This window comes from Photorhabdus sp. CRCIA-P01 (genome assembly GCF_003545805.1).
GTDB classification, from domain to species: domain Bacteria; phylum Pseudomonadota; class Gammaproteobacteria; order Enterobacterales; family Enterobacteriaceae; genus Photorhabdus; species Photorhabdus antumapuensis.
The window spans coordinates 1-25,469 of record NZ_NMQR01000015.1 but is presented as its reverse complement, the minus strand read 5'-3'; the positions used below and the strand labels follow the sequence as shown (position 1 = coordinate 25,469).

General features: G+C 40.4%; 25 protein-coding genes and 1 riboswitch. Of the genes, 12 read left to right on the top strand and 13 right to left on the bottom strand.

The features are described 5' to 3' along the window. Positions 1 to 70: 70 nt before the first annotated feature. Complete coding sequence (gene phoQ, locus D3222_RS11235; RefSeq protein ID WP_118986300.1) at positions 71 to 1,534, bottom strand: two-component system sensor histidine kinase PhoQ; 1,464 nt, start codon at positions 1,532 to 1,534, stop codon at positions 71 to 73. 19 nt (positions 1,535 to 1,553) lie between these two features. Further along, positions 1,554 to 2,222 carry a two-component system response regulator PhoP gene (phoP, locus tag D3222_RS11230; RefSeq protein WP_118986235.1) on the bottom strand — a complete coding sequence of 223 codons (669 nt, stop codon included), beginning with the start codon at positions 2,220 to 2,222 and terminating at the stop codon, positions 1,554 to 1,556. Positions 2,223 to 2,805: 583 nt separating this feature from the next. On the opposite strand from phoP, the gene D3222_RS25940 reads away from it, so the two are divergent. Continuing rightward, the gene (locus D3222_RS25940) at positions 2,806 to 3,060 is read left to right on the top strand and encodes a hypothetical protein (protein WP_232832485.1); all 255 of its coding nucleotides are present in this window, start codon (positions 2,806 to 2,808) and stop codon (positions 3,058 to 3,060) included. 40 nt (positions 3,061 to 3,100) lie between these two features. Here the strand turns inward: D3222_RS25940 and D3222_RS11220 are convergent, their stop codons facing one another. Next, positions 3,101 to 3,508, bottom strand: a complete 408-nt coding sequence (locus D3222_RS11220; RefSeq protein WP_118986234.1) for a type II toxin-antitoxin system HicB family antitoxin — start codon at positions 3,506 to 3,508, stop codon at positions 3,101 to 3,103. Between the two features lie 63 nt (positions 3,509 to 3,571). Further along, positions 3,572 to 3,811: a type II toxin-antitoxin system HicA family toxin gene (locus tag D3222_RS11215; protein WP_369973513.1), complete on the bottom strand. Its 240-nt coding sequence runs from the start codon at positions 3,809 to 3,811 to the stop codon at positions 3,572 to 3,574. 45 nt (positions 3,812 to 3,856) lie between these two features. On the opposite strand from D3222_RS11215, the gene D3222_RS11210 reads away from it, so the two are divergent. After that, a complete protein-coding gene (locus D3222_RS11210; RefSeq protein ID WP_118986232.1) occupies positions 3,857 to 4,084 on the top strand; it encodes a hypothetical protein in 228 nt (75 codons plus the stop codon). A gap of 208 nt (positions 4,085 to 4,292) precedes the next feature. Here the strand turns inward: D3222_RS11210 and purB are convergent, their stop codons facing one another. The 5 genes from purB to rluE all read right to left on the bottom strand — a co-directional run bounded on the left by purB (position 4,293) and on the right by rluE (position 8,575). Further along, the gene (purB, locus tag D3222_RS11205) at positions 4,293 to 5,663 is read right to left on the bottom strand and encodes an adenylosuccinate lyase (protein ID WP_118986231.1); all 1,371 of its coding nucleotides are present in this window, start codon (positions 5,661 to 5,663) and stop codon (positions 4,293 to 4,295) included. Between the two features lie 23 nt (positions 5,664 to 5,686). Then, positions 5,687 to 6,313, bottom strand: a complete 627-nt coding sequence (hflD, locus tag D3222_RS11200; RefSeq protein ID WP_118986230.1) for a high frequency lysogenization protein HflD — start codon at positions 6,311 to 6,313, stop codon at positions 5,687 to 5,689. A 2-nt stretch (positions 6,314 to 6,315) separates the two neighbouring features. Next, positions 6,316 to 7,419: a tRNA 2-thiouridine(34) synthase MnmA gene (mnmA, locus tag D3222_RS11195; RefSeq protein ID WP_118986229.1), complete on the bottom strand. Its 1,104-nt coding sequence runs from the start codon at positions 7,417 to 7,419 to the stop codon at positions 6,316 to 6,318. A gap of 84 nt (positions 7,420 to 7,503) precedes the next feature. Continuing rightward, complete coding sequence (locus D3222_RS11190; protein WP_118986228.1) at positions 7,504 to 7,953, bottom strand: NUDIX domain-containing protein; 450 nt, start codon at positions 7,951 to 7,953, stop codon at positions 7,504 to 7,506. Beyond that, a complete protein-coding gene (gene rluE, locus D3222_RS11185) occupies positions 7,946 to 8,575 on the bottom strand; it encodes a 23S rRNA pseudouridine(2457) synthase RluE (RefSeq protein ID WP_118986299.1) in 630 nt (209 codons plus the stop codon). The genes D3222_RS11190 and rluE overlap by 8 nt, the downstream gene beginning before the upstream one ends. Positions 8,576 to 8,714: 139 nt before the next feature. On the opposite strand from rluE, the gene icd reads away from it, so the two are divergent. The 4 genes from icd to D3222_RS11165 all read left to right on the top strand — a co-directional run bounded on the left by icd (position 8,715) and on the right by D3222_RS11165 (position 15,214). Then, a complete protein-coding gene (gene icd / locus D3222_RS11180) occupies positions 8,715 to 9,968 on the top strand; it encodes an NADP-dependent isocitrate dehydrogenase (protein ID WP_118986227.1) in 1,254 nt (417 codons plus the stop codon). A gap of 314 nt (positions 9,969 to 10,282) precedes the next feature. Continuing rightward, the gene (locus tag D3222_RS11175) at positions 10,283 to 10,657 is read left to right on the top strand and encodes a hypothetical protein (protein ID WP_118986226.1); all 375 of its coding nucleotides are present in this window, start codon (positions 10,283 to 10,285) and stop codon (positions 10,655 to 10,657) included. 2,023 nt (positions 10,658 to 12,680) lie between these two features. Then, a complete protein-coding gene (locus D3222_RS11170; RefSeq protein ID WP_118986225.1) occupies positions 12,681 to 14,144 on the top strand; it encodes an alanine/glycine:cation symporter family protein in 1,464 nt (487 codons plus the stop codon). Between the two features lie 251 nt (positions 14,145 to 14,395). After that, positions 14,396 to 15,214, top strand: coding sequence for an N-acetylmuramoyl-L-alanine amidase (locus D3222_RS11165; protein ID WP_118986224.1), 819 nt, complete (start codon positions 14,396 to 14,398; stop codon positions 15,212 to 15,214). Positions 15,215 to 15,597: 383 nt separating this feature from the next. On the opposite strand, the gene D3222_RS11160 is transcribed toward D3222_RS11165, so the two are convergent. Continuing rightward, positions 15,598 to 16,026 (bottom strand): DUF805 domain-containing protein, encoded by a 429-nt coding sequence (locus D3222_RS11160; protein ID WP_118986223.1) that lies wholly within the window; start codon positions 16,024 to 16,026, stop codon positions 15,598 to 15,600. Between the two features lie 339 nt (positions 16,027 to 16,365). On the opposite strand from D3222_RS11160, the gene D3222_RS11155 reads away from it, so the two are divergent. Next, positions 16,366 to 16,860 (top strand): DUF2165 family protein, encoded by a 495-nt coding sequence (locus D3222_RS11155; protein WP_118986222.1) that lies wholly within the window; start codon positions 16,366 to 16,368, stop codon positions 16,858 to 16,860. 8 nt (positions 16,861 to 16,868) lie between these two features. Continuing rightward, a complete protein-coding gene (gene yddG / locus D3222_RS11150) occupies positions 16,869 to 17,774 on the top strand; it encodes an aromatic amino acid DMT transporter YddG (RefSeq protein ID WP_118986221.1) in 906 nt (301 codons plus the stop codon). A gap of 302 nt (positions 17,775 to 18,076) precedes the next feature. Here the strand turns inward: yddG and D3222_RS11145 are convergent, their stop codons facing one another. Next, a complete protein-coding gene (locus D3222_RS11145; RefSeq protein ID WP_118986220.1) occupies positions 18,077 to 18,460 on the bottom strand; it encodes a helix-turn-helix domain-containing protein in 384 nt (127 codons plus the stop codon). Positions 18,461 to 18,901: 441 nt separating this feature from the next. On the opposite strand from D3222_RS11145, the gene D3222_RS26705 reads away from it, so the two are divergent. Both D3222_RS26705 and D3222_RS11135 read left to right on the top strand, forming a co-directional pair. Next, on the top strand, positions 18,902 to 19,045 hold the full coding sequence (locus tag D3222_RS26705; RefSeq protein ID WP_112877748.1) for a PhoP/PhoQ regulator MgrB: 144 nt from the start codon (positions 18,902 to 18,904) through the stop codon (positions 19,043 to 19,045). 169 nt (positions 19,046 to 19,214) lie between these two features. After that, positions 19,215 to 20,594 (top strand): amino acid permease, encoded by a 1,380-nt coding sequence (locus tag D3222_RS11135; protein ID WP_118986219.1) that lies wholly within the window; start codon positions 19,215 to 19,217, stop codon positions 20,592 to 20,594. A 67-nt stretch (positions 20,595 to 20,661) separates the two neighbouring features. Here the strand turns inward: D3222_RS11135 and pagP are convergent, their stop codons facing one another. Further along, positions 20,662 to 21,285, bottom strand: a complete 624-nt coding sequence (pagP, locus tag D3222_RS11130; protein ID WP_118986218.1) for a lipid IV(A) palmitoyltransferase PagP — start codon at positions 21,283 to 21,285, stop codon at positions 20,662 to 20,664. A 598-nt stretch (positions 21,286 to 21,883) separates the two neighbouring features. Between pagP and cspE the strand changes: the two genes are divergently transcribed. Beyond that, positions 21,884 to 22,093 (top strand): transcription antiterminator/RNA stability regulator CspE, encoded by a 210-nt coding sequence (cspE, locus tag D3222_RS11125; protein WP_011147003.1) that lies wholly within the window; start codon positions 21,884 to 21,886, stop codon positions 22,091 to 22,093. 239 nt (positions 22,094 to 22,332) lie between these two features. Next, a riboswitch (TPP riboswitch) is annotated at positions 22,333 to 22,425 on the top strand. A 41-nt stretch (positions 22,426 to 22,466) separates the two neighbouring features. Continuing rightward, positions 22,467 to 23,267, top strand: coding sequence for a bifunctional hydroxymethylpyrimidine kinase/phosphomethylpyrimidine kinase (gene thiD, locus D3222_RS11120; protein ID WP_198672789.1), 801 nt, complete (start codon positions 22,467 to 22,469; stop codon positions 23,265 to 23,267). Positions 23,268 to 23,532: 265 nt separating this feature from the next. Here thiD and fbaB read toward each other — a convergent pair whose 3' ends face one another. Continuing rightward, the gene (fbaB, locus tag D3222_RS11110; RefSeq protein ID WP_118986216.1) at positions 23,533 to 24,582 is read right to left on the bottom strand and encodes a class I fructose-bisphosphate aldolase; all 1,050 of its coding nucleotides are present in this window, start codon (positions 24,580 to 24,582) and stop codon (positions 23,533 to 23,535) included. Positions 24,583 to 25,469 lie beyond the last annotated feature (887 nt).

Here is a 25,469-nt window from a genome sequence, read left to right as displayed (position 1 = left end):
GTGTGAAGTGAATTTCAGGGTATTATAACGAATAGTTAAACTCAGTATCAGACTACACTGGCATATTTAACTAATCATCATCATTAATTTGCTGGCATCGGAATATAACGCAAATTCTGGCGCCACCAAGTGGACTGTCACTGATACTGATATCGCCTTTATATTGTTCGATAATTTCAGAAGCAATTGACAATCCAAGCCCTTGACCAGGCTTCAAAGTATCAACACGTTGACCTCGCTGGAAAATCATGTCCCATTTTTCAATTGGTACCCCTCGACCATCGTCATTGACAATAATCATTACCGAATCGTGATCAATCGTCACAGAGATCTCAACAAATTTAAGGCAGTACTTACAGGCATTGTCCAGCACATTACCCATGACTTCCATAAAGTCATTTTTCTCACCGAGCCAGGTGATCTCCGGTGAGACATCTAATGTGAGACTGACACCTTTACGCTGATAGACTTTTGTTAAAGCGCTGCACAGGCTATCTAGTAAAGCAGGAACAGAAGAGACTTTCCGCATAATGGTGCTGTGCTCACCACGCATACTGGCACGGTGCAGATAATAGCCTATTTGCTGAGAAATACGGCCAATTTGCTCAAGCATGATAGGTTCTGCCTGTTGAATAGTCATTTGTTTGCTGTCACGCAAAGAACGGAGAGTTGATTGTAAAACAGCCAGTGGCGTTTTCAAGCTGTGTGTCAGATCAGCCAGTGTTGTTCGGTATTTTGTATAGCGGTTGCGTTCATTATTGAGCAACACATTAAGGTTACGAACCAGCCCCCGCAGCTCCGCCGGTGGATTTTCATCCAGCTTTTCCCGTTCACCTTTTTCTAATGAACTGATCTGATGAATAAGCGATTTAATTGGCCGTAAACTCCAGTGTGCGGCCAGCCAGATTAATGGGATAACCAGAATAAGATTGGCAATTAATACATAACCGAACCATTCCCACACCAGAACCGTTTTTTGTAAATCCTGTGGAATGGTATCGATGACGACAATCGTTAATGCTGGCAAATGAGCTGTCGCACTATATCTGTTGACAGAAACGGAGTGGGTTAGCTCATTATCTTCATTTTCGTCAAGTGCATTAAGTTTACCTAGTTGTCCTTGTGTGTTAGCCGAGTTTTTTAGCAAATCGCGGCTGCTTTTTAGGTCAGTATCCAGTTCATATAAACCGTCTTCTTTTAACCATTCATTAGGAATAGAGTTTTCGACTTTTGGGATATGGCGTTGACGCCAGAGGATGGTTCCTTTGTTGTTATAAATCAGAACTAATGATGGGTTATTCAGTGTGAAATTAGGTGGTACTGAAATATCCAGCTTATTGTTATTCCACTGAGCAAGACTGAAAAATAGATTACTCTGACTGCGTAGTAGTGTATAAGCGGTTTTATCAAAACTGACCAGATAACCGACAATGGCAACAATACCGTAAGACATGGTAAGCGCAAGAATAACCGCAGCAGTTGCCATTAAAAACCGGGTACGGAGTGAGAAAGGCTGTTTTTTGTGCTTAAGCACTTTTTTACCCATGAAAGTTTTAAACATCAAAGCGATAGCCTTGGCCCCGGACAGTCACGATAGCTTCATAAGGCCAAATATCTAATATTTTTTTTCTTAGTCGGCCGATTAAGACATCGATGGAGTGACCTTCGCGTAGTTCAGCATCGGGATATAATTGGCGCATTAATGACTCTTTAGTAACCACTTTGTCGCTATTACACATCAGTATTTCAATGATTCGGTATTCAAACGCTGTTAGCCTGACATTCTCCCCGTAAACTGTTAACTCTTTGCGTGACAGATCGATTTTGAAAGGCGGGAATTCAATAATCTGAGAAACCAGCCCATTATTACGGCGTAGGAGTGCCTGCATACGGGCAATAATTTCCTCAAGATGAAAGGGCTTGGTAACATAATCATCTGCTCCTGCATCAAGAACCGTGACTTTTTCTTGCCAGCTTTCGCGGGCGGTCAAAACAAGAATGGGGAGTTTTTCATCTTTTTGGCGCCAGCGACGGATCAAACTCAAACCATCTTCTCCGGGCAAACCAAGATCAACAATGGCAATATCGGGTTCGCTCTCGACCAGATAGTAATCGGCTTCTTTGGCATTTGCAGCGGCATCAACTAGATGACCGGTGTCCCGAAGCTGTACTGTTAAATGGTGACGCAGTAACATGTTGTCTTCAACGATCAATATCCGCATGGAATAATCCTTCTCAACTCCAGCAGGCAGTTATTGTAATAATCAACTCATTCGGACTGTTATTATAGACAAAACTGCCGGTAAAAAATTCAATGCAATGGTTCTGGCTGAGTATGTTAGATACATGGATCTATAACAGCAAGATGTTAATTAGAAATAGAGAATATAACTTTAAAGTGTGTTTGGGATTGGTTTATATAAGGATAGCAATAAAAAAATGTTTTATCCGCCTCTGGTTGTTGACTAATCCATTTAAAAATATTCCCAAATACATAAGCAGAATGCCCCACACCTGCTGGGTTGGAGGTGTAATACCATTAAAAAATTAAAAGAATTGTTATTGGTGCAAAAAAAGAGTATTTCCATCCTTATCGCCACTTCCTAGCATTTAATACATCGAATTCCCCATTATCAGGATTAAATAACTCAGTGTTGATCGTGTTTCGTACTATTTATTCAGGCAAGAAATTAATCATACATTAGAATAGTTTGCTTGTGTTACTATCAAATTATCAATTTTTTTTATGAAAAGATTACCGTTTCATCACCTAAGCCCGATTAACTTAAGAAAAGAGAGAGTACGATGGATAAGCGCAGCACCCCGTTGGTCAGGGCCACGAGTTATCTTTTAATTTACCTTACCGCCGTTTATCCCCTTTATCCGGCTATCGCCGCAGGAATAACGCCGGATGATAATAGCCAAACGCAGGTACAAAATCAGGGTAATGTTCCGGTTAACACGACAGCGCAAGGGAATCCCGTTCCTGTCTTATATGGAACGCGAGAAATTGGCGGTGCAATCATTTCAGCTGGGATATATACCGAAGCTCAACAGTGATCACGGCATCTTATTTAGGGCAGTTTCCCGCCCTAACTTGTTAGTGATGAGCTATTTCCTTTCTGGCTAATTCAGCGAGAAAAGCAGAGCGATTTTTATAGTGTCCGTTTTCCTCAATGTAGCGATCTATAGCAGTTAATAGATTGCCAGGCATAGTTAAATTGAACTTGATGGCCTTTGACTCATATTTCGCAGGGTCTAATTCAATGAGGGCTATAACTCCTCCATCTTCAGACAAGCGAGGATCACCGATGTAATCGGATGAGTCTTTGGGGGCAGGGATATAGCCGCCGTGTTCGGTTAAAACTCCCATGTGTTGTGCGAATGCTTTTTCTGCATCACGGATAACATCCTCTAAAGTGTTACCCGCAAAAAAGCAGCCCTCAACATCGGGGAAGTAACCATCAAACCCATTTTCTGTTTTAAATATAAAGAGTGGATAAATCATAGTATTACCTTTTAATTTGATGATGAACTTTGCAGAGAAGGCGCGGTATAACCGCGCCCTTTATCATAGTAATTTCAGTCCTGAAATATTTTGCGCCTGCCGGATAACCCCTTTTGATGCGTCCTTTCTTGGGTGCGGTATTGTGATTATTTTCGCAACACCGGATTTAGTTAAAGTGACGTGACTACCGTCTTGTCTGGTCTTAACCCATCCGTCTGCTATCAAGTGTTTTATTAACTCTGCACTGCTCATCAATCCCCCATTTTGTTGACGTGTGGGTACAGTACCTACATCTGATTCCATTGTCAATATTTTTGTAGGTATTATACCTACATTATAGAGTGAGTCATGACAATTTTAACAATCAAAGGCCGCAAAGGTGGTGGCGGTAAGCAACGCACACCAATTGAATCCCCGGACAGTATTCAGTCGATATCCAAAGCTAAGATGTTATTGGCATTAGGTGAGGGTGAATTTGCTGGTGGGCTGGATGGTATCAATATTTACTTGGATGATAGTGTTACTTTGATCGTGCCTCAGGCGCTGAGTTCCCTTCTTAAGCAAACCTCAGGTTAATCAATTAAAAACCCATTTTTCCTGATGTTTTCTCTCCCAATGTCAGTTGAGCATTGAATTTTTTACCCGCCTTTACAGGCAGTTAAAACAGGTTAATAAGGAAAAATAGTCAGTATTATTATTCATGATAAAAGTAAAAACCTCGTTGTTTTCAACGAGGTTTGTCAGCGGTTTGAGACGGATATTTTATCCGTCTGTGGAATATCAACTACTTCAATTCATCAACCAGTGTAATTGCACGGCCAATATAATTTGCTGGCGTCATGGCTTTCAAGCGTGTTTTCTCTTCTTCCGGTAAATCCAGTCCATCGATAAAGGTTTTCATCCCTTCAGCATTGACACGTTTACCACGGGTAAGTTCTTTGAGTTTTTCATAAGGCTTTTCAATACTATAGCGACGCATTACTGTCTGGATAGGTTCAGCAAGCACTTCCCAGTTTTGATCTAGCTCATCCAGCAGGTGCTGTTCATTGACTTCCAACTTATTTAAGCCTTTCATCGTAGCTTGATAAGCGATCAGAGCATATCCCAGACCAACACCAAGGTTACGTAATACGGTTGAATCAGTCAGATCACGCTGCCAACGAGAAATCGGTAACTTGCTTGCTAGATGACCAAATACCGCATTTGCCAGCCCCAAGTTGCCCTCCGAGTTTTCAAAATCAATTGGATTGACTTTGTGTGGCATCGTGGAAGAACCGATTTCACCGGCAACCGTTTTCTGTTTGAAATGGTTAAGTGCGATGTAACCCCAAATGTCACGGTCAAAATCGATCAGAATCGTGTTGAAGCGGGCGAGGGTATCGAACAATTCGGCAATATAATCATGGGGTTCGATTTGGGTCGTGTATGGATTCCATTTAATGCCGAGTGAAGTCACAAAAGTTTCACTAAACTGATGCCAATCAACCTGTGGGTAAGCGGCTATATGGGCATTATAGTTACCCACGGCGCCATTAATTTTGCCAAGTATTTCAACTTGTTCCAGTTGACGATACTGGCGTTCCATCCGGTGAGCAACATTGGCAAACTCTTTACCAACCGTGGAAGGTGTGGCTGGTTGGCCGTGAGTGCGAGATAACAGTGGTAAATCTCGATATTCACTCGCCATTTTTTTGATGGTATCAATCATCTGGCGCCATTGTGGTAAAAGTACTTCTTCACGGGCTGTTTGTAGCATCAGAGCATAAGCGAGATTGTTAATATCTTCAGAAGTACAGGCAAAGTGAATAAACTCAGAAACTTGATGCAGTGCGGGAATATGTGCAACTTTCTCTTTCAGAAAATATTCCACTGCTTTGACATCGTGGTTAGTGGTGCGTTCGATAGTTTTAATACGCATTGCATCCTGTTCATTGAAATTTGCGATAATTTCATTCAGGTAAGCGTTTGCGTCTGTATCAAATGCGGGAACTTCTTTAATTTCAGCACATTCTGCCAGTTTTTGCAGCCAACGTACTTCAACCCGCACGCGGAATTTCAGTAAGCCAAACTCACTAAAAATAGTACGTAATACGCTGACTTTATCGCCGTAACGGCCATCGATCGGAGAAACAGCAGTCAGTGAGGATAATTCCATTGGTAGCAACTCCCGGATTTTATTTAACAATGAGAAAGAATATCTTTCGCCTGTTGGGTCAGGCGTTGACGAGAAAACATTAATTGCAAGCGACCGCCGCCAACTTGTTGCCATAAGACCGCACAACGGACGCCAGCCAGTAGAATAGCCCGGATTTTCGCTTGTACAAGTGGATTGCGCAGAATATCAGGGGAACCTGTCACTTGAATACGTGGACCTAATGGGCTGATAACATCGACATAAATACCGGCCAACGCGTTGAGCATCCCTTCTGACATGGGTTCGAAATGTGCCTGTTGGCGTTCTAGTAAACTGATACGGTTAGCCAGTGCATCGGAAGCTGCCTGATTTTTATTTAGTCGGCGCTCCAATGCTATCAGACTCAAGATATAGCGGGTAAGATCGCCAGAAATACCCTTGTTAGAGCTATTAAACATCCCTAGCATTGCATTCAGCCCAATTTTCAGATTGCGTTCATGATTGCCGAACACATCTAAAACGGATGCCGGGTTGGTGTTTAAAATGCTATTAACCATAGTTGCAACAGCATCAGTATCACACTGGTTTTCATGAGAAAGTTGTTGTACCAAGCGACCTGACTGGCAAATTCCTGCCAGCGCTAGTGTAATGTTGTAAAAATTCTTCGCCACAATTACTCCTGCAAACGTTGTTCGATCACTCCACCGCCAAGACAAATTTCACCCTGATAAAAGACGGCTGATTGGCCGGGGGTGACTGCGGCGACAGGGTTAGCAAAACGGACTTCTATTTTATCTTTGTTTATGGGGGTGACAGTGCAAGGAATATCTTGCTGACGATAACGTGTTTTGACGACGCAATGGATTTCTTCAGTTAATGCCTGTCTGTCAACCCAGTGAAGTTGCTGTGCAATAAGGCCGGTAGACATTAAACGGGGGTGTTCATGCCCCTGAGCCACGATCAGGATGTTGTTCTGAACGTCTTTATCCATGACATACCACGGCTCTTCGCTACCTTCTTTCGTTCCACCGATCCCTAAACCTTTACGTTGCCCCAGTGTATGGTACATCAGCCCCTGATGTTCACCGAGGGTTTCTCCATCTACTGTCATGATTGGGCCAAGTTTGGCAGGTAAATAACGGCCAAGGAAATCACGGAATTTGCGCTCACCAATAAAACAGATACCGGTGGAATCTTTTTTCTTTGCCGTCACCAGACCGATTTTTTCAGCGATACGACGGACCTCCGGTTTTTCCAGTTCACCGACCGGAAATAGGCTTTGAGCAATTTGTTGGTGGCTCAGTGTATATAAGAAGTAGCTTTGGTCTTTATTGTCATCCAGCCCACGCCATAATTGGCTTTTACCGTTAATATCCTTGCGGCGGACATAATGACCTGTTGCGATGTAATCCGCGCCTAAATCCTCAGCAGCGAATTCCAGAAATGCTTTAAACTTAATTTCTTTATTACATAGAATATCTGGGTTAGGTGTTCTGCCCGCTCTATATTCAGAAAGAAAATGCTCGAAAACATTATCCCAATATTCGGCAGCAAAATTGACGGTATGAAGTTCGATGCCTAACTTATCGCAAACGGATTGGGCATCAGCCAGATCAGTCGCGGCTGAACAGTACTCTTCATTATCGTCCTCTTCCCAATTCTTCATGAACAAGCCAGCCACTTGATAACCTTGCTGTTGTAGCAAATAGGCGGAAACGGAGGAATCTACACCGCCGGACATGCCGACAATGACTTTTTTCTGGCTGTTATCTGACATGGGAATCTCACTGGAGAAAAAAACAAGCGCCGTATTTTAACACGTTGCAAATCGGGGTGCATTAAACGTATCACTGTTTTGTTATTAAATAAACGGAGAAACATAACTATCCAGTAGGGTGAGAGGATGCTTTTCGTTTTGCAGGTAACAGTGAATACTTTCTGCGACAAGTGGAGAACGAAGATAATGGCTACTGAATATTTGTTCTGCTGTAACCCAATGGCAACAGTCAATATCACGGTCTTGTGGATAGGTCACTGTTTGTTGTTCCATTTCAACCAGAAACAGAAAACGGATAAAAGGGGTGCCGTCTGGTGCAACCCACTGATGAACTTTCAGCAGTGCTTGCGGCTTAGCCTGAATACCGGCTTCTTCCCATAATTCGCGTTCCGCCGCTTGTAACAATGTTTCACCAGCCTCAAGATGACCAGCGGGTTGATTCCATAATGCTTTGCCATTAATTGTCTCTTCAACTACCAGGAATTTATTCTGGGCATGGACAACACAGGCAACTGTGATGTGGGGGCTAAACAAAATTGATCTCCTTCCATTCACCGGGTTTCATCTTGCCTAATTGTAAGTTTCCCATACTAAAACGAATCAGCCGAAGTGTAGGAAAACCGATATGTGCTGTCATTCTGCGCACTTGACGATTTCGGCCTTCATAAAGTGTTATTTTTAACCAACTTACCGGAATATTTTTGCGTTCACGAATGGGTGGATGGCGACTCCAGAGCCATGTCGGTTCATGAACTAACTCGATACCTGCGGGTAGGGTAGGCCCATCTTTTAATATGATGCCATTGCGTAACTTATCAAGAGAGATTTCATCTGGAACGCCTTCAACTTGCACATAATAAACTTTGGCTGTTTTTTTATTTGGTTGGGTTAGCTGTGCTTGAAGTTTGCCGTCATTGGTTAGAATTAATAATCCTTCACTGTCACGATCTAAACGCCCGGCGGCATACACATTGGGGAATGGGATAAAGTCCTTTAGTGTTGTTCTGCCCATTTCATCAGTGAACTGGGGTAAAACATCGTAAGGTTTGTTAAATATCAACACTCGACGAGGTACTGTTGGTTTTTTGACGGAATGTGATATTTTTCTTTGGCTGAATCGGTTAAGTTTGTGTTTTTTAATAGAGAAATTTGTCATCATAGATCACTGAATAAAATGGAAGGGGTATTATACATTAGTCTGCTATCAATTGGCGTTCGCAGAATATTCAAGTAGTATTGACACGTCCCTTACAAAAAATTAACAAGGTATTACGCTTACTTGAAAGGAGAGGTTAATGGAAAGCAAAGTAGTTATTCCGGTGGAAGGTAAAAAAATAACAGTCGACGCTAAAGGTAAACTGGTTGTTCCGAATAACCCGGTCATCCCTTATATCGAAGGGGATGGGATTGGTGTCGATGTTACCCCTGCAATGTTGAAAGTGGTCGATGCAGCGGTTCAGAAAGCCTATCAGGGTGAGCGTAAAATTTCCTGGATGGAAATCTACACCGGTGAAAAATCGACTCATGTATACGGTAAAGATGTTTGGTTGCCGGATGAAACGTTGGATTTGATCCGTGAATATCGCGTCGCCATTAAAGGTCCTCTGACCACGCCGGTTGGCGGTGGTATTCGTTCTCTGAACGTAGCATTGCGTCAGCAATTAGATCTGTATGTTTGCCTTCGCCCTGTTCGTTACTACCAGGGAACGCCAAGTCCGGTCAAACAACCTGAATTGACCGATATGGTTATTTTCCGTGAAAACGCGGAAGATATTTACGCCGGTATTGAATGGAAAGCGGGGTCTGTCGAAGCGGATAAAGTGATCAAATTCCTGCAAGAAGAGATGGGCGTAAATAAAATCCGTTTCCCACGGCAATGTGGTATCGGTGTGAAACCCTGTTCCGAGGAGGGAACTAAACGCTTGGTTCGTGCTGCCGTCGAATACGCAATTGATAATGATCGTGAATCTGTCACTCTGGTTCATAAAGGCAACATTATGAAGTTCACCGAAGGTGCTTTCAAAGACTGGGGTTATCAGCTTGCTCGTGAAGAGTTCGGCGGTGAACTGTTGGATGGCGGCCCTTGGGTGAAAATTAAGAATCCGAAAAACGGTAAAGAGATCATTGTCAAAGATGTCATCGCCGATGCGTTTCTACAACAGATTTTGCTGCGTCCTGCTGAATATGATGTTATCGCCTGTATGAACCTGAATGGTGACTATATTTCTGATGCACTGGCTGCTCAGGTTGGTGGTATCGGTATCGCTCCGGGAGCAAACATCGGTGATGAATGTGCTCTGTTTGAAGCCACTCATGGTACAGCACCTAAATATGCCGGTCAGGATAAGGTGAATCCAGGTTCTGTGATTCTTTCCGCTGAGATGATGTTGCGCCATATGGGTTGGTCGGAAGCCGCGGATCTAATCGTTAAAGGTATGGAAGGTGCGATTGCCGCGAAAACCGTGACTTATGATTTCGAACGTCTGATGGAAGGCGCCAAGCTATTGAAATGTAGCGAATTTGGTGACGCGATTATTCAGCATATGTAATCCGTCATCTTGTGAAAACTTCACGGTAGCGAATACTCCGTGGGGTTTTCTGAATTTACAGGATTTTTTGCTGTAAAATTCTTAAAAATAGTGGCGGAAAACTGCATTTATTTTACGTTATATTTCCTAATTTTTCCCTATTTTCAGTTAGTTATCTTTCATTTTTTCCTGTTTATGGCTTAATGATTTTATTGGAAAATCTCAAGTGCTTAAAGGCATATATTGTTGTTTTATTAAACGGAAAATTTTGCAAGTCATATATGGCGGAGTGTATACTAAAGTTAATATTGGTTTTGTCTGATAGGAGGGTAGGGATGAGTGACTCAGATGATAAAAAAATAGAGTTTAGTACTAGCGATGTACTGAACGCTCTCTTGCATCGAGGGCAGAATATGCAACATCTTGCAACTCAGGAGAGTGTTGATAATCTGCGCCGTGAGACTGAGGCTAACTTTGTGTCACTTGATAAACGCTTTGAATCTATTGATAAGCGATTCGAATTAATAGATAGACGCTTCGAATCTATTGATAAATGTTTCGATGTTATGGATAAGCGTTTTGAATCTATAGATAAGCGTTTTGATAAACTTGAAGGTAAATTTGATCGACTCCAATGGTTTATTGTTGCTGCGGCGCTGGCGTTGCTATTCAAAGAGTATATTTTTAAGGCGGCTGCTGTTATCCAGTAACTTGCAAAATATCGCAAGTTACTGCTAACTCATTCTTTCATTTATCGCTTTTTCCTCCTTTTCATCGTCTTTTGTTGCGATATGTTCCAGCTCATACTGAAATGGTCTGAGCTGTGCTGAGTTTCTTTGTCCGAATGATCAGCTTGGTTTGATGAGCGATATGTAGATATAAGAAGTTAAAACCGGATAGTTAATTTAATGGCGTGTAAAAATCTTTATTGTTGATGTATTTAGGCGAAAACCGCTAACGGGAGTTTGTTCTCCCGCTGGTTTTATAACTGTAAATAAAGTACTTACTGTATAATATTTGAAATGTTATTATTTAGTTATTGCTTTTCCTTATTAAGAATTTTTTCATATTCCTCCCAAACGACAGATAATGGTGAACTTAAACAACAAATGGATATTGAACCTCCTGATGGAGGGTGATATTCATATTTAGATCTCCCACGATAGACTCTTATAGGTAAATTGTTATCAGTGGGATTCTTCCTTTTTCTTCTTAACATCATTCATAACCTCAACGTATATTGTTTAAATTATGCATTTAGAATAAAAGTGAGATATTTATACAATATTAACTTCATAAACATATTTTTTTTGTAAAAGATAACAAATGAAAATATTAGCAGTAGATAATAAAAGATCCAGTTTTATGTTGCATATGAGAGAAGTTTTTTCATATTTTTTACAATATAGTTTTATTATGAAATAATATTTTAACGAAATTAAAACATAATGTTAAGATAATGTAAAGTAAAAGTTGATTTTAACTATGTATAATTGGGTTAAGCTGCCCCTAACTGGCCATCACGGTGAATTGTCAAAGTTAAGTCTTGTGTTTTTGGGATTTATCCAAGATATCTGTGCTCGTAGTATCCAGTCTTAGGAAAATTTAAAGTGGTAATATCATTCTAATGATTTTGGTTTGCAGTGTACCCGATTTACTTAAAATTCTGTTGCTTATTCAACAAATTTTCTACAAACCTTATAAAAGGTTTTAGTCTATCTGGCAGGTAATCAAAGTACCGCTCGATCTTTTATAAAAAAAGGATCTTATTATATCGGCTTTATTGTTATTTTAATCCGTTTGCGGAAATATTGGACAATCATCTTATAGAGAATGGAATAGTGGGAACGATTATATCTATTTGAAGGTATTCAGAGAATAGAAAAATAAGCAGAAATGTATTCGTTATAATCAAATAAAGAAGTGGAGAACATTTGTTAAAAATTTTTTAATGTTAATGATAACTTAACGCAAATAGCGAAGAGGAAAATATCATTTGTTCTTGTGATTGAGGAAGTTTACAGATAAATGTCAGATATAGGTTGAGATGTTTATTAGTTTTTTGCATGTTATGTTATCTATTGGGATGATATTTCCCACATTGAGTATATGTGTTGGTATTTCATTGTGATCCGATAAGAGAGTTTTTTATCTTTTTGATTTTTAATGTGTTATGTGATAAATGCCACTATGCGAAATTTTCTAAATTAATGATGATCTTTTTGTTAAAGCTGATAATCTGCTCACAAAATTAATCACAATATCTTATTTTTGAATTTTTTTTCTTGATATTAATTGGCTGTTGATTTAATTAACAAGCGGTTCGTTGGTAGAACTTTTTTTACTTGTGTGAGTGATTGTGTGGGTAAAGAGTAAAGCAATGGGTTTCATATATGTAGCTTGTTGTGAATCATAGGTAGGAGACATAGCCAAAAGTGTATGAAGTGGCTGACGGGCAATAGTCGATTGAATGACATATCTATTAACTCTCAGTCAAAAACAGTACGCCAAACATTCATTTAATCTGATGGATAATGTAAAAAGGTCAGTAAACATTATACATCAATTTCAAACTTGTGTTACATTCATAGCGTTTTCCTGACCAGTATCTCTGTGTTTTTTTATACAGCATTGTGTTACTTGTTAATTATAAAGGCATATTAAGCGCAATGAATTCTGCCGGATACGATTTTATGGTCAGACTGGGTTTACTAATTTAAGGGGAAAAATATCTTGACGGAACTAATTAGCTTTTTTAACAGTATCCTTTGGGGCTCCGTATTGATTTATCTTCTTCTTGGGGCGGGTATTTACTTCACTATACGTACGGGTTTTATACAGATTCGCCATTTTGGGCACATGTTTTCAGTTTTGAAAAACAGTAAAAAATCTGACAGTGCGGGTATTTCATCATTCCAGGCTCTGTGCACCAGCTTGGCTGCACGGGTTGGTACCGGTAACCTTACTGGTGTGGCAATCGCTTTAACGGCTGGTGGGCCTGGCGCCATTTTTTGGATGTGGATGGTTGCTCTGATTGGAATGGCAACCTCTTTTATTGAGAGTACACTTGCCCAGCTGTACAAGACAAAAGACGATAAGGGGAATTACCGCGGTGGTCCGGCCTACTATATGGAAAAGGGGCTTGGAGTACGCTGGATGGGCGTGATGTTCTCCATATTTCTTATTATTGCTTTTGGTCTGGTATTTAATGCTGTTCAGGCAAATTCCATTGTTCAGGCTGCTGCTTTCGCATTTAATTTCGATCCTTTGTATGTTGGCATCGGTTTGGTGATTCTTAGTGGGGCCATTATTTTTGGCGGCTTGCGCTCTATTGCTCGGGTTGCGGAGTTGGTTGTCCCTTTTATGGCGATAGCTTATCTGATCTTGGCGTTCTGGGTCGTCGGGCATAACTTTGAACGCATGCCGGAAGTGTTTGCATTGATTTTCAAAAGTGCATTCGGTTTGCAGGAAGCCGCTGCGGGAACCGTTGGTTATGGTGTTGCACAGGCGATGACACAAGGTGTTCAACGCGGTCTGTTTTCAAATGAAGCCGGGATGGGATCAGCCCCCAATGCTGCTGCTGCTGCTTCTCCATATCCTCCTCATCCGGCATCTCAGGGTTATGTGCAAATGCTAGGTGTCTTTATGGATACTCTAGTTATCTGTAGTGCTACCGCTGTTATCATCCTGTCATCGGGTGTGCTTGATGGCAATATTTCGGGAATAAGTGGAATAGAATTGACTCAGCGGGCATTGTCTTCCGCTGTCGGTGATTGGGGATCTGAATTTATTGCACTGGCTATCTTCTTTTTCGCATTCACATCAATCATTGCGAATTATGCTTATGCTGAAAGCAATATCGTATTCCTTGAACGTAATCATACCGCGGGCTTAATGATCTTACGTCTGGCGGTGTTGGGTATGGTGATGTTTGGTGCGTTAGCTGAATTGCCTTTAGTTTGGAAAATGGCTGATTTGTCTATGGCATTGATGGCAATTACCAATCTGACCGCTATTTTGTTGCTTTCTGGCGTCGCATTTAAACTCGCAAAAGATTACAACCAACAGAGACGTGTCGGTAAGTTACCGATATTTGATATTAATCAGTATCCTGAAATTCAGAAAAAGGTCGAAGTTGGTATTTGGGAAGAAACGGCAAGTCTTGCCAAATCGAACCAAGTGGCTAGTCACAAGTGAAATGCTAGAACAAAGTATAGTTAGTACTCTTTAACAACAGAGCGGCTGATAGCCTTTCACGTTTCATTTGTTATTCTTGCCTTATTTCCATCTAAGTTATGGGAATAAGGCATCTTTACTTGTGCTCGATGTCAAGAACAAGACTGATTATTTTATAAAAAAATCATGCAAAACATAAAATTTATTTTGTAGTCATTTGATTTCTTTGTGTTATTATATTTCTTTCAATTAATAGGTGGGACAGGGAAATGATGAAGAAGATCATATTGGTTGGCTTATTTATGCTATTGGCGGGGTGTTCCAGCCTGGAAGATCGGGGCACTTATAAAGTTGATAGCTCTTTTCCTTCACAAGGGCAAAATGACAGAGTAAGGTTTTTGGTGTTCCACTATACCGCTGTCGATGATAAAGATTCTTTGCGTATACTCACTAAGGGCGGTGTCAGTGCTCATTATTTGCTGCCATCGTTACCGAATTATGTGAGAGGAAAGCCTGTTGCTCTGCAACTGGTTCCTGAAGATAAGAGAGCATGGCATGCTGGCGTCAGTGGATGGAATGGTCGGAAAGACTTGAATGACACTTCGATTGGCATTGAAATTGTTAATAAAGGATTTACGGAAATGCTACTTGAGAGAGAGTGGTATCCGTTTAATGAGCAGCAGATCGATCTATTAACGCGTTTAGCGAAAGATATTATTCAACGTTATGGCATTGAACCTATTAATGTCGTTGGTCACAGTGATATCGCGCCTTTGAGAAAGTATGATCCCGGCAAACTTTTCCCTTGGAAGAGTTTAGCTGAACAAGGTATCGGTGCATGGCCTGAAGATGCAACCGTTGAAAAATATATGGCTGGCAGAAAATGGAATGATGGCGCTTCTGTTGAATTAATCCAGAAGACATTGGCTAAATATGGCTATACCATTCCACAAACCGGTGTGCTTGATGAAGATACCCGTAAGACCATCAGTGCATTCCAGATGCATTTCAGACCAGATGACATCAGTGGTAATCCTGATGCACAAACTGAGTCAATAGCTCTGGCTCTGGTTGAGAAATATAAAAAGTAGTTTTAGTTTTTTGTAGTATTTTAGTTTGCCGTCGTATCGCGTGAGATCGTGCCATGGAAAAAACTTTATCAGAGTGATTTTTATGGCATGATTCCTCTCATCAACTCTGTAGATTTTCATGGTCCACCCTTCGGATTTATCTTCACTTTGTTTTAACCTGTCATTACCGATTATCTCGCCAGTTATTGGTCATATCTTTCCTGTTATCACTGTTTTAACACCAAGTCGCTTTCATTATTATTTCTATAGCGAAAGAAGTAAGGTAACGGCTAAGTAATAAAATCCCCAGTGTATATAAATAATCGTCGCTTTATTTTATAATGACTATTACTATCTTAAGTAATAGTCAGATTAAATGAAATTTTTGAGATATGGAGAAAATATTACTCTTTATTATGATTTTTTCCTCTTGGCAGAATAAATGCAAGAATAATCCCAATTAGGCTGATAAGTGGTGCATACATTATTATTTTGTCGGCAAAATAGTTTGGTAACACACTGCACAGATAGACAAAAATAGAGATTAACCAGCCATATAGCCCTATATCATTGAATCTATAGGCAGTTTTCATGATTAAATAGTAAATCGTAGCGAAGGAACACATTGCCCATAAGCCAATGGAGATCATGTACAGCCACACAGATAATTCATATTGCATATGGGCGGCATAATTGTTTTCTGCTAGGTAACCAGAGAGAAAGATTAATATTCCAAAAATAACCGCTATTTTAATAGAACTAATAATATAATCTTTTCTACTCAATGTTTGACTGAAATAGCTTTTTATTGCACTAACTGGAGAATCGTCCATAAATAATAGTCAGGTAAATAACAATGGATCAGATAATAACTGATCTAATGATGGTATGAACAGAAAAATATCAATCAGATATTAGATGAGAATATTTTGAACGTAATTTTAAGATTAAATATGTGGAAATAAGGTGATGATTGTTAAATTATATGGTATACCCGTTATCTTTCAAGTTGCCTCTTTGTTGGCTGCACTCGCTCATCCCGGTCACATAGTTATCTATGCTCCCGGGGATTCTCTCCTTTGCCGTCGCGATGCATCTTGAAATCCATAGGGTATAGTTTGTGTTCTTTATGATCTTTTTAGTACTTAAACCATTCTTTGAGAACTTGACAAATGATTATTCGCTTATCTAAAACTTTGATGATTTTTGCAATAGCTTTGTTTGCGACATTAGCTGCCTTTGGCAATATTACAGATTATGCGACTAATTTTGCATTTGTACAGCATGTATTAATGATGGATACCATTTTCCCAGATACGACTATTACCTATCGTGCAATTCATTCACCGTTGCTACATCACATTGGTTATATTGTCATTATTTCTTTAGAAACTTTAACGGCGGTGTTATGTTGGATTGGCGGTATTCATTTACTGGTAAATTTAAAATCTAAGGCTGCTATCTTTAATAAAAAGAAGGCGATGGCGATAGCGGGTCTGACCTTGGGGTTCTTGACTTGGCAGATGGCATTCATGTCAATTGGTGGCGAATGGTTTGGCATGTGGATGTCTAAACAGTGGAACGGTGTATCTAGTGCTTTCCATTTTTTTGTCACTATCATTCTGGTACTGATTTATTTGATTCAGGATGACAAAGAGCGAGAATAAGAACAAATATGGGGATAGATGTGAAAACAAGGATAGAACAATACAAAGCGACCCTGTACGGAATATTGGCGATTGTATTGTGGAGTACAATCGTTGGGTTGATAAGAAATGTGAGTGAAGATTTTGGGCCTGTAGGTGGCGCAGCACTGATTTATACTGTTGGATCAATCTTTCTGATTCCGCTAATAGGCTTCCCAAAAATCAGCACCTTTCCCAGAGTCTATTTATGGCTTGGCAGTTTGTTATTTGTCAGTTATGAAATCTGTTTATCACTTGCATTAGGCTTTGCTAATAATCGTGCTCAAGCAATTGAGTTGGGTATGGTTAACTACCTATGGCCAGGTTTTACTGTTTTACTCGCAGTGATTATTAATAAGCAGAAAGTGAACGGGTGGTTATATCCTGGTTTATTATTGTCTATTCTGGGGATCGGTTGGGTGATGAGTGGTGATAATGGCTGGTCACTCAGACAGATGGTAGGAAATATCCAAAGCAACCCATTAAGCTATGGACTGGTTTTTGCGGGAGCAATTATTTGGGCGGTGTATTGTAACATTACAAAAATAATGGCGGCAGGTAAGAATGGCATGTCGTTATTTTTTATCCTGACGGCTTTTGCATTATGGATTCAATATTTTTTCACATCTCCTCCTGAAATGGTGATAAACCTACGTAGCGTTAGCATATTATTGTTTGCTGGCGCGGTTATGGGGGTGGCGAATGCCGCCTGGACCGTTGCGATCATCAGGGGACATGTTGCATTATTGGCTACACTATCTTATTTCACGCCGATTATATCTACGGCTTTTTCATCATTGCTTCTTAGCACTGTACTCTCTTTTTCATTTTGGCAAGGCGTGCTAATGGTTACCGTAGGATCAATTGTTTGTTGGTTAGCGACGAAAACTAGATGATACCCATTGAATCAAAATATTAGGGATGAAATATCAAAGGTACTGGCATCAGGTTTGTCCGTTTTTTCAAATTCATATTAACGGAAGCCAAGTGCCGTTAAAAAATTCGACAGAGCTCTCTGTCCATCTAACCATGAAACCCAGAGAGCCTTGTTAAGGGAAGTATTGTATCTGGCATCAAATAAAAGGTCGGAACACAAAGGTTGAAGCTCTTTGTTTTTCACCGGATTGCCTTTCACCGGAAAGCACAGTTGCATTTGTTGGGTATTTGCCCGTTTCAATGTTGTTCTCTGGTTATCGCGTCACGAACGGCTAGTAGTGAAATGCAGAGGTAATTTAACTTCGAGCTCAATCTCTGGATTCTGCCGGAAATCGTAGGGAGTGATGCCATACTCTTTGCGGAACATGTAAGTGAAATGAGATTGAGAACCAAAGCCGAAATCCAGGGCGATATCAAAAATAGGCAACGTGCTGTTTCTTAAAAGATGAACAGCGCCGGCCAGGCGTCGCTGGCGGATATATTTACCAAGAGAAATTCCGGTGACTTCCTTGAATATTTTCTGCATGTGCCAAAGCGAGTAACCGGAGTAAGTTGCCAGTTCTTCCAAGTGGATTACCCGGCCAAGGTGATTCTCAATCCATTTGCTGAGAGCGCATACAAGTGCTAAGTGATTATCCTGTGGCATTAACAATTTTGGTCTGGTTGAAAGTGAAAGGAAGTATACACAACTTTTTCTAAAGATGACAAAGCCTTGACATAACGATTTAAATTGTAACTGAATGTGACAATTGATTTTTTTGTTATAGCGAATAGAATCCACATCTACCTAATAGATTTCGAGTTGCAGCGCGGCGGCAAATGAACGAATCCCCAGGAGCATAGATAACGATGTGACTGGGGTGAGTGAAAGCAGCCAACAAAGCAGCAGCTTGAAAGATGAAGGGTATAGTTAGTATTTGTTTAAATGCGTTCTGATTACATTGTTAGCATGCATACTGTTGCCGGTACGGTTTTTTCACAATGAAAGCACAGGATGAATATTTTTCTTGTTTCATTGTTGTAAAATATCATTTTCCAACTTTATTCTTAACGAATTGCGTTCTGACCGAACTTGAAGGAAATAGAATTGGACATAAAAAAAACCATTGCAATCTTAGTATTACTTGGAATATGTCTGTTCTTGTACCTGTTAGCTTTGGATAGCTATTGTGATCAGGGGGAACAGTTTGATTCAGGTATTTGTTCCGTGACTCGATATCTGCCTTTCTGATTAGTTGCTGATACTCATCAGCCATTTTCCCGTCATATATCTGTGCTAACATATATCTTCAATATCCACCCTTTAAAGCTGGTGTTTTGTCTGCTTTGAATAAAGCAGATAAGGGGAAGCGGTTGTTTTCCCACTAATAACAAGATAGAAGTTGTATCAAGAGGACAAGATGGTAGGACAATCGCAGCGGTCAACACTTAAACGCGGTTTAAAAAACCGGCATATTCAACTTATTGCTTTGGGGGGGTCTGTTGGGACTGGGTTGTTTCTCGGTATCGCACAAACCATAAAAATGGCAGGCCCCTCCGTAATTTTAGGATACGCTATCGCAGGTTTTATTGCATTTCTGATTATGCGTCAGCTAGGAGAGATGGTAGTCGAGGAGCCTGTAGCGGGGTCGTTTAGTCATTTTGCGTATAAATATTGGGGCGATTTTCCCGGGTTTTTATCAGGCTGGAATTACTGGGCGATGTTTACTCTGGTCGGAATGGCTGAATTAACGGCTGTGGGAATGTACATCCACTATTGGTGGCCTGATATTCCAACCTGGGTTTCTGCAACCGTCTTCTTTGTTTTAATTAATACGGTGAATTTAATTAATGTCCGGTTATATGGTGAAACAGAATTTTGGTTTTCCATCATTAAAGTGACCGCAATTATCTGTATGATTGTTTTTGGTGCTTACCTGTTAGTCAGCGGAAACGGCGGACCCCAAGCCAGTATTACTAACCTTTGGCAGCATGGCGGCTTTATGCCTAATGGGATCTCCAGCCTTATTATGGCAATGGCTGTAATCATGTTCTCTTTTGGTGGGTTGGAACTGGTGGGTATTACCGCGGCAGAAGCGGAAAATCCACGTATTAGTATTCCTAAGGCCACTAATCAGGTGGTATACAGAATATTGATTTTCTATATCGGTTCTCTGACCGTGTTGTTGTCGCTTTATCCGTGGGGCAATGTCGTTGAAGGTGAAAGCCCATTTGTTATGATTTTTCACAACCTGGATAGTTTCTGGGTGGCTAACGTTCTGAATATTGTTGTCCTGACTGCTGCATTATCCGTTTATAACAGCGGTGTGTATTGCAACAGCCGAATGCTGTACGGTTTAGCAAAACAAGGCAATGCTCCTGGGATGTTGAAAAGAGTTAATGAGAGTGGTGTTCCTATCAGAGCTATTGTTATATCTGCTTTGGCAACGTCCATTGGCGTATTGATCAATTATGTGATGCCGGGTAAAGCATTTGAGTTATTAATGGCGTTGGTGGTAACAACGTTGGTGATTAATTGGGTCATGATCTGTATGGCGCATTTAAAATTCCGGGCAGAAAAAGTTAAACAGGGGATAGAGCCGTCATTTAAGGCATTTTGGTATCCATTCGGTAATTATCTGTGTCTGGTTTTCCTTACCTTTATACTTGTCATTATTTTGATGATGGATAGCATCCGTATTTCAGTCATCCTGATGCCATTTTGGGTGGGGGTGTTATGGATTGGGTTTTTAATGTCCCATTCCCGCCGTGATAAAATGAAAACAGAGGAGCAGGGATAACATATACTTGGATTATCACTATAAAAATACCAGGCTGATGTCACGCAGCCTGGTATTTTTTATCCGGTTACCACTGCCAACGTAACCAAGCGAAGAGTACATTACCGTTGTTATATGTGCCGGGAATGTACGTTCCTTGAAACGATAACCGATCATATTCTATGGAGAATAACGGTAATGGGAGTGGAATAGGGACATAATAATAATCATGACGAGCTGTAACGCTCAGAGTGAAACCAATTCCCATTCGGAAACCATCTAAATCACCGGGTATCCACATCTTCTGAAATCCATAGCCAACGATGGGTTCCAAACGGTTATGAGAATCCATAAAAGCCATTGCATAAAGGGAATGCCAATCATTGTCTTCGTCATAACGATATTTACCATAGCCGAAACCCCAGGGTCGCTCATTATATTTATCGGTTTTCTCCTTATCGTAGGTATGTCTGTTATGCCAAGTCATTACCGGCAGATAAAGTTCATTATTGGGTTCATCCCAGGTGAGAGCGACATTATTGTTGAATTTTTCCCATAAACTGCCTGAATTGTTGCCATAACTGATCAGTGTGTGGGATTCAGTGGTTTTTAATGATTTGTTAGCAGTATCTGCCGTTGTTGCAAACACTGTCCCAGATGAGACTAAAAGAGTAGCGGATAGGGTACAGGCTGCGGTTAAATCAAACTTCATTATTTATTGCTCCAATTTCCCGACGACATAAATTGGGAAGATCCTCTGTATCACGTAAAATATGACAAACATCTAAATTCAGGAATTCTACTCTTGCTATTTTCAATAAAAGTTAAACGAAAAATTAATATTAAGATGTGATAGGTATTAGCTGGGTATATTTAATACTGATATTTTAGTTGACTAATATTGGAAGTGTGTTGATTTTTTTCACTACAAACTGTAGGGATTGGTTTCTATGGACATACTAGCGATATAAAAAATCCAATAATAAGATAGGCAAAATAAATTAGCGTTATTTATGTTATCTGGGGTTTTGTTGAGTGGATAAACTGTAAGCTAATTAGGATAACCTTGGATTTTCAAATTTTTGCAGCTATGTTAAACAATAATTGTTGTTAAGAATTTTAAATATGTGCGTTAGCTCCATAGCTGATAAAAAATGGCTTGCCATCATATTAAGAATATGTGATAAATCGTTCGGGTAAACGAGGTAGGGTTCTGTTATAGGGTTCTGTTAATAGCAGCAACTTGCTCTAGTTTTTATGTTGCGCCGAACGGCGAATTAGAATTAAGTGATCCAAAGGAAATTCTTAAAATGGCAAAAATCACTGGTACTGTAAAGTGGTTCAACGAATCTAAAGGTTTTGGTTTTATTACTCCGGCTGATGGTAGCAAAGATGTGTTTGTACATTTCAGCGCTATTCAGAGCGAGGGTTTTAAAACTCTGGCCGAAGGTCAAAAAGTTGAGTTTGAAATTCAGGACGGTCAGAAAGGTCCTTCTGCGGCAAACGTTACAGCAGCATAACTTCTTTTTGTCAATCATTTTGGATTGACGAAGTAAATTTGTTGTCTGTTTGATTTTTTATTGGCAACAATGACATACCCAATGGATTTCAAGATGCATCGCGACGGCAAGGGAGCGAATCCCCGGGAGCATAGATAACTATGTGACCGGGGTGAGTGAGTGCAGCCAACAAAGAGGCAACTTGAAAGATAACGGGTATATACCGATATCACCCTGTTAGTTATCTGATAGGGTGTTTTTGTTTTGACTCGGGGCGCTCTTCGCTGAGCTGAGATGGACCCGTAATACCTGATCTGGATAATGCCAGCGTAGGGAAGTCGAGGTGTCTTTTTCCTGATACTTGCTTTTCTTTTGCTGGTTGGAAGGAGTACCTATGATAAGAATCAATTCACTGACAATTGCTGGTACTGATCCTAGTGGTGGTGCTGGCATTCAAGCCGACCTAAAAACTTTCTCTGCACTTGGTGCTTATGGCACAACAGTAATGACAGCGCTTGTTGCGCAAAATACCTGTGGTGTGCAATCTGTTTATGATATCGATCCTACTTTTGTTGCGGCACAGCTTGAATCTGTGTTGTCAGATATCAGAATTGATAGCGCTAAGATAGGCATGTTATCTAATGCAGCCAACGTTGCTGTTGTTGCCGACGCAATAAGTCGTTATTCCGTTCCTTATGTTGTATTGGATACGGTAATGATTGCGAAAAGTGGCGATCCGTTGCTGGCGCCGGAAGCGGTTTCCGAGGTTGTTGAACGATTATTACCGAAGGCTTCGTTGATTACCCCAAATTTGCCGGAAGCCGCAGCGATATTGAAATGCTCTGTAGCAAAAACCGAAACGGAGATGCAAAAACAAGGGCGTGAATTATTATCGCTAGGATGCGAAGCCGTTTTACTGAAAGGCGGGCACCTTACAGAACATGAAAGCCCTGATTGGCTATTTACTGTTGAGGGAGAATGGCGTTTTACCGCGCCCAGAATTAATACTCGTCATACACATGGTACAGGGTGTACGCTCTCCGCTGCACTGGCCGCTTTGCGTCCGCGTTATTCGAATTGGCAGACAACACTGCCTGTTGCCAAATCATACCTCCAGACGGCGTTAGAACAAGCGGACTCGTTAGAGGTAGGAAAAGGTATTGGGCCTGTGCACCATTTTCATCAGTGGTGGTGAGAGTATGATTGGCGTTTTCGGGATTTGGTGAGAAAGTGATAATGAACAAGACGAGTAAGGTGTTTATGCTGTGAGGGCAGTATAACTCAGCTTTGGTAGCGACTTACGATCTATACCCTTCATCTTTCAAGCTGCTGCTTTGTTGGCTGCTTTCACTCACCCCAGTCACATAGTTATCTATGCTCCTGGGGATTCGTTCACTTGCCGCCGCGCTGTAACTCGAAATCTATTAGGTATATTCATTATCACCGGCGATAAGCGTGATTTAGGCTATAGTGACTTGCTTATCCAGATAGACATCTTGAACTGCATTAATCAGCTCAACGCCTTCTTTCATGGATTTTTTGAACGCCTTACGGCCGAGGATTAGCCCCATACCGCCAGCGCGTTTATTAATGACAGCGGTACGAACGGAGTCACTCAAATCATTATTACCGGATGCACCACCTGAGTTAATCATACCGGCGCGGCCCATGTAGCAGTTAGCTATCTGATAACGGACCAGATCGATAGGATGATCGGTAGTCAAATTAGTGTAAACACGTTTATCGGTATGACCAAAGCCAATCGCCGTATAGCCGCCATTATTTTCGGCCATTTTTTGTTTAACGATATCGGCACCGATAGTGGCTGCCAAATGGTTAGCCTGGCCTGTGAGGTCTGCACTGGAGTGATAATCTACTCCCTCTTTTTTGAAGGCGGAATTACGTAGGTAGGCCCACAATACCGTTACCATGCCCAATTCATGCGCCCGTTTAAAGGCGGCTGAAATTTCCTCAATTTGACGCCGTGATTCAATAGAACCAAAGTAAATTGTTGCTCCAACGGCAACAGCGCCCATCTCGAATGCTTGTTCAACACTGGCATATAAAGTTTGATCATATTGAGCGGGATAGCTCAGTGCTTCATTGTGGTTCAGTTTAACCAGAAATGGGATCTTATGAGCATAACGACGAGAAACAGCGGATAACACGCCATAAGTAGAGGCAACACAGTTACAGCCGGCTTCAATAGCCAGTTCAACGATATTTTTTGGATCGAAATAGAGTGGGTTTGCTGCAAAAGAAGCGGCAGCAGAATGTTCTACACCTTGATCCACTGGCAAAATAGACAAATAACCCGTACCTGCAAGGCGACCATGATTTAACAAGGTTTGCATGGAGCGCAGAACCGTATTGGGTCGGTTATTGTCGATCATTACGCGGTCAACAAAATCCGAGCCTGGTAGATAAAGATTTTCACTCGGAATGGTACTACAACGATGTTGCAATAAACTATCCGCATCTTTGCCTAACAACTTAGCGATATCAGTCATGTCTTACTCCAGTTATGAAAAGATGCTATCGATTGTCATTTATCCTTTTTAGGATAACAAGTTATATTGGGAGGGATGTGGTAGTGGATCGCTTCAGGTGTGAGGTTAAAGAGAATTTTATTACCTGAAAAATGGCTATTTAGTGCAAAAGTGACGTTACCATTCTTTAGGGGATATGGGGGTGAAAGCGTAAGATCTTTATGGGTTGGATTATATGTTTTCGTAATTCTTATCGTTTGCAAACAGACAGTTTTCTTGGAATAAGATAACGGGTATAAATTTATCAAAATAGCGTTTATACCCTTCATCTTTCAAGCTGCTGCTTTGTTGGCTGCTTTTACTCACCCCAGTCACATCGTTATCTATGCTCCTGGAGATTCGTTCACTTGCCGCCGCGCTGCAACTCGAAATCTATTAGGTATATTTATTTTTCTTTCAATTCTGATCAGTCTATCAGAGTTACTTTAATTTTACATGCGTAAGGTTTATCGTTTTCAATAAATAACTTGTTGATTAATATTGAGTTATAACATTATTCCCCTAATTTTATTAACCGGTAAATAAGAGGGATTTTTATATTCTTCTTTTTATAGTTAAACTAAATATTTTATTATATGAGTTTTCTAAGGTTGGATATTTATATTTTTCGATTGCTATTGATATAAGTGGCATTGATTTTAATTTTTTATGTAAATAATTTTTTTATTTTGTCAATTTATTTATAACTATGTTACAACATTATATGTGATAAATAACCATTTTTGACGTCAATGTTTTTAAATTCATATAATCCTGTAAGCAACAGTCAATATAGTTATTTATTCTTTTGTAAAAGTGATAATAATACAGAATAATGATCATACTAAATTTTTAGTTTTGACTTGTAT

Coding starts and splice junctions, on each gene's coding strand:
- mnmA (WP_118986229.1), bottom strand. CDS start 7,419: ATGTCAGATAACAGCCAGAAAAAAGTCATTGTCGGCATGTCCGGCGGT.
- rluE (WP_118986299.1), bottom strand. CDS start 8,575: ATGACAAATTTCTCTATTAAAAAACACAAACTTAACCGATTCAGCCAA.
- D3222_RS11155 (WP_118986222.1), top strand. CDS start 16,366: ATGATTATTCGCTTATCTAAAACTTTGATGATTTTTGCAATAGCTTTG.
- D3222_RS11210 (WP_118986232.1), top strand. CDS start 3,857: ATGACAATTTTAACAATCAAAGGCCGCAAAGGTGGTGGCGGTAAGCAA.
- cspE (WP_011147003.1), top strand. CDS start 21,884: ATGGCAAAAATCACTGGTACTGTAAAGTGGTTCAACGAATCTAAAGGT.
- D3222_RS11165 (WP_118986224.1), top strand. CDS start 14,396: ATGAAGAAGATCATATTGGTTGGCTTATTTATGCTATTGGCGGGGTGT.
- D3222_RS11215 (WP_369973513.1), bottom strand. CDS start 3,811: ATGGAATCAGATGTAGGTACTGTACCCACACGTCAACAAAATGGGGGA.
- pagP (WP_118986218.1), bottom strand. CDS start 21,285: ATGAAGTTTGATTTAACCGCAGCCTGTACCCTATCCGCTACTCTTTTA.
- D3222_RS11175 (WP_118986226.1), top strand. CDS start 10,283: ATGAGTGACTCAGATGATAAAAAAATAGAGTTTAGTACTAGCGATGTA.
- D3222_RS11135 (WP_118986219.1), top strand. CDS start 19,215: ATGGTAGGACAATCGCAGCGGTCAACACTTAAACGCGGTTTAAAAAAC.
- D3222_RS11160 (WP_118986223.1), bottom strand. CDS start 16,026: ATGGACGATTCTCCAGTTAGTGCAATAAAAAGCTATTTCAGTCAAACA.
- thiD (WP_198672789.1), top strand. CDS start 22,467: ATGATAAGAATCAATTCACTGACAATTGCTGGTACTGATCCTAGTGGT.
- D3222_RS25940 (WP_232832485.1), top strand. CDS start 2,806: ATGGATAAGCGCAGCACCCCGTTGGTCAGGGCCACGAGTTATCTTTTA.
- D3222_RS11220 (WP_118986234.1), bottom strand. CDS start 3,508: ATGATTTATCCACTCTTTATATTTAAAACAGAAAATGGGTTTGATGGT.
- purB (WP_118986231.1), bottom strand. CDS start 5,663: ATGGAATTATCCTCACTGACTGCTGTTTCTCCGATCGATGGCCGTTAC.
- icd (WP_118986227.1), top strand. CDS start 8,715: ATGGAAAGCAAAGTAGTTATTCCGGTGGAAGGTAAAAAAATAACAGTC.
- D3222_RS11145 (WP_118986220.1), bottom strand. CDS start 18,460: ATGCCACAGGATAATCACTTAGCACTTGTATGCGCTCTCAGCAAATGG.
- yddG (WP_118986221.1), top strand. CDS start 16,869: ATGGGGATAGATGTGAAAACAAGGATAGAACAATACAAAGCGACCCTG.
- fbaB (WP_118986216.1), bottom strand. CDS start 24,582: ATGACTGATATCGCTAAGTTGTTAGGCAAAGATGCGGATAGTTTATTG.
- phoP (WP_118986235.1), bottom strand. CDS start 2,222: ATGCGGATATTGATCGTTGAAGACAACATGTTACTGCGTCACCATTTA.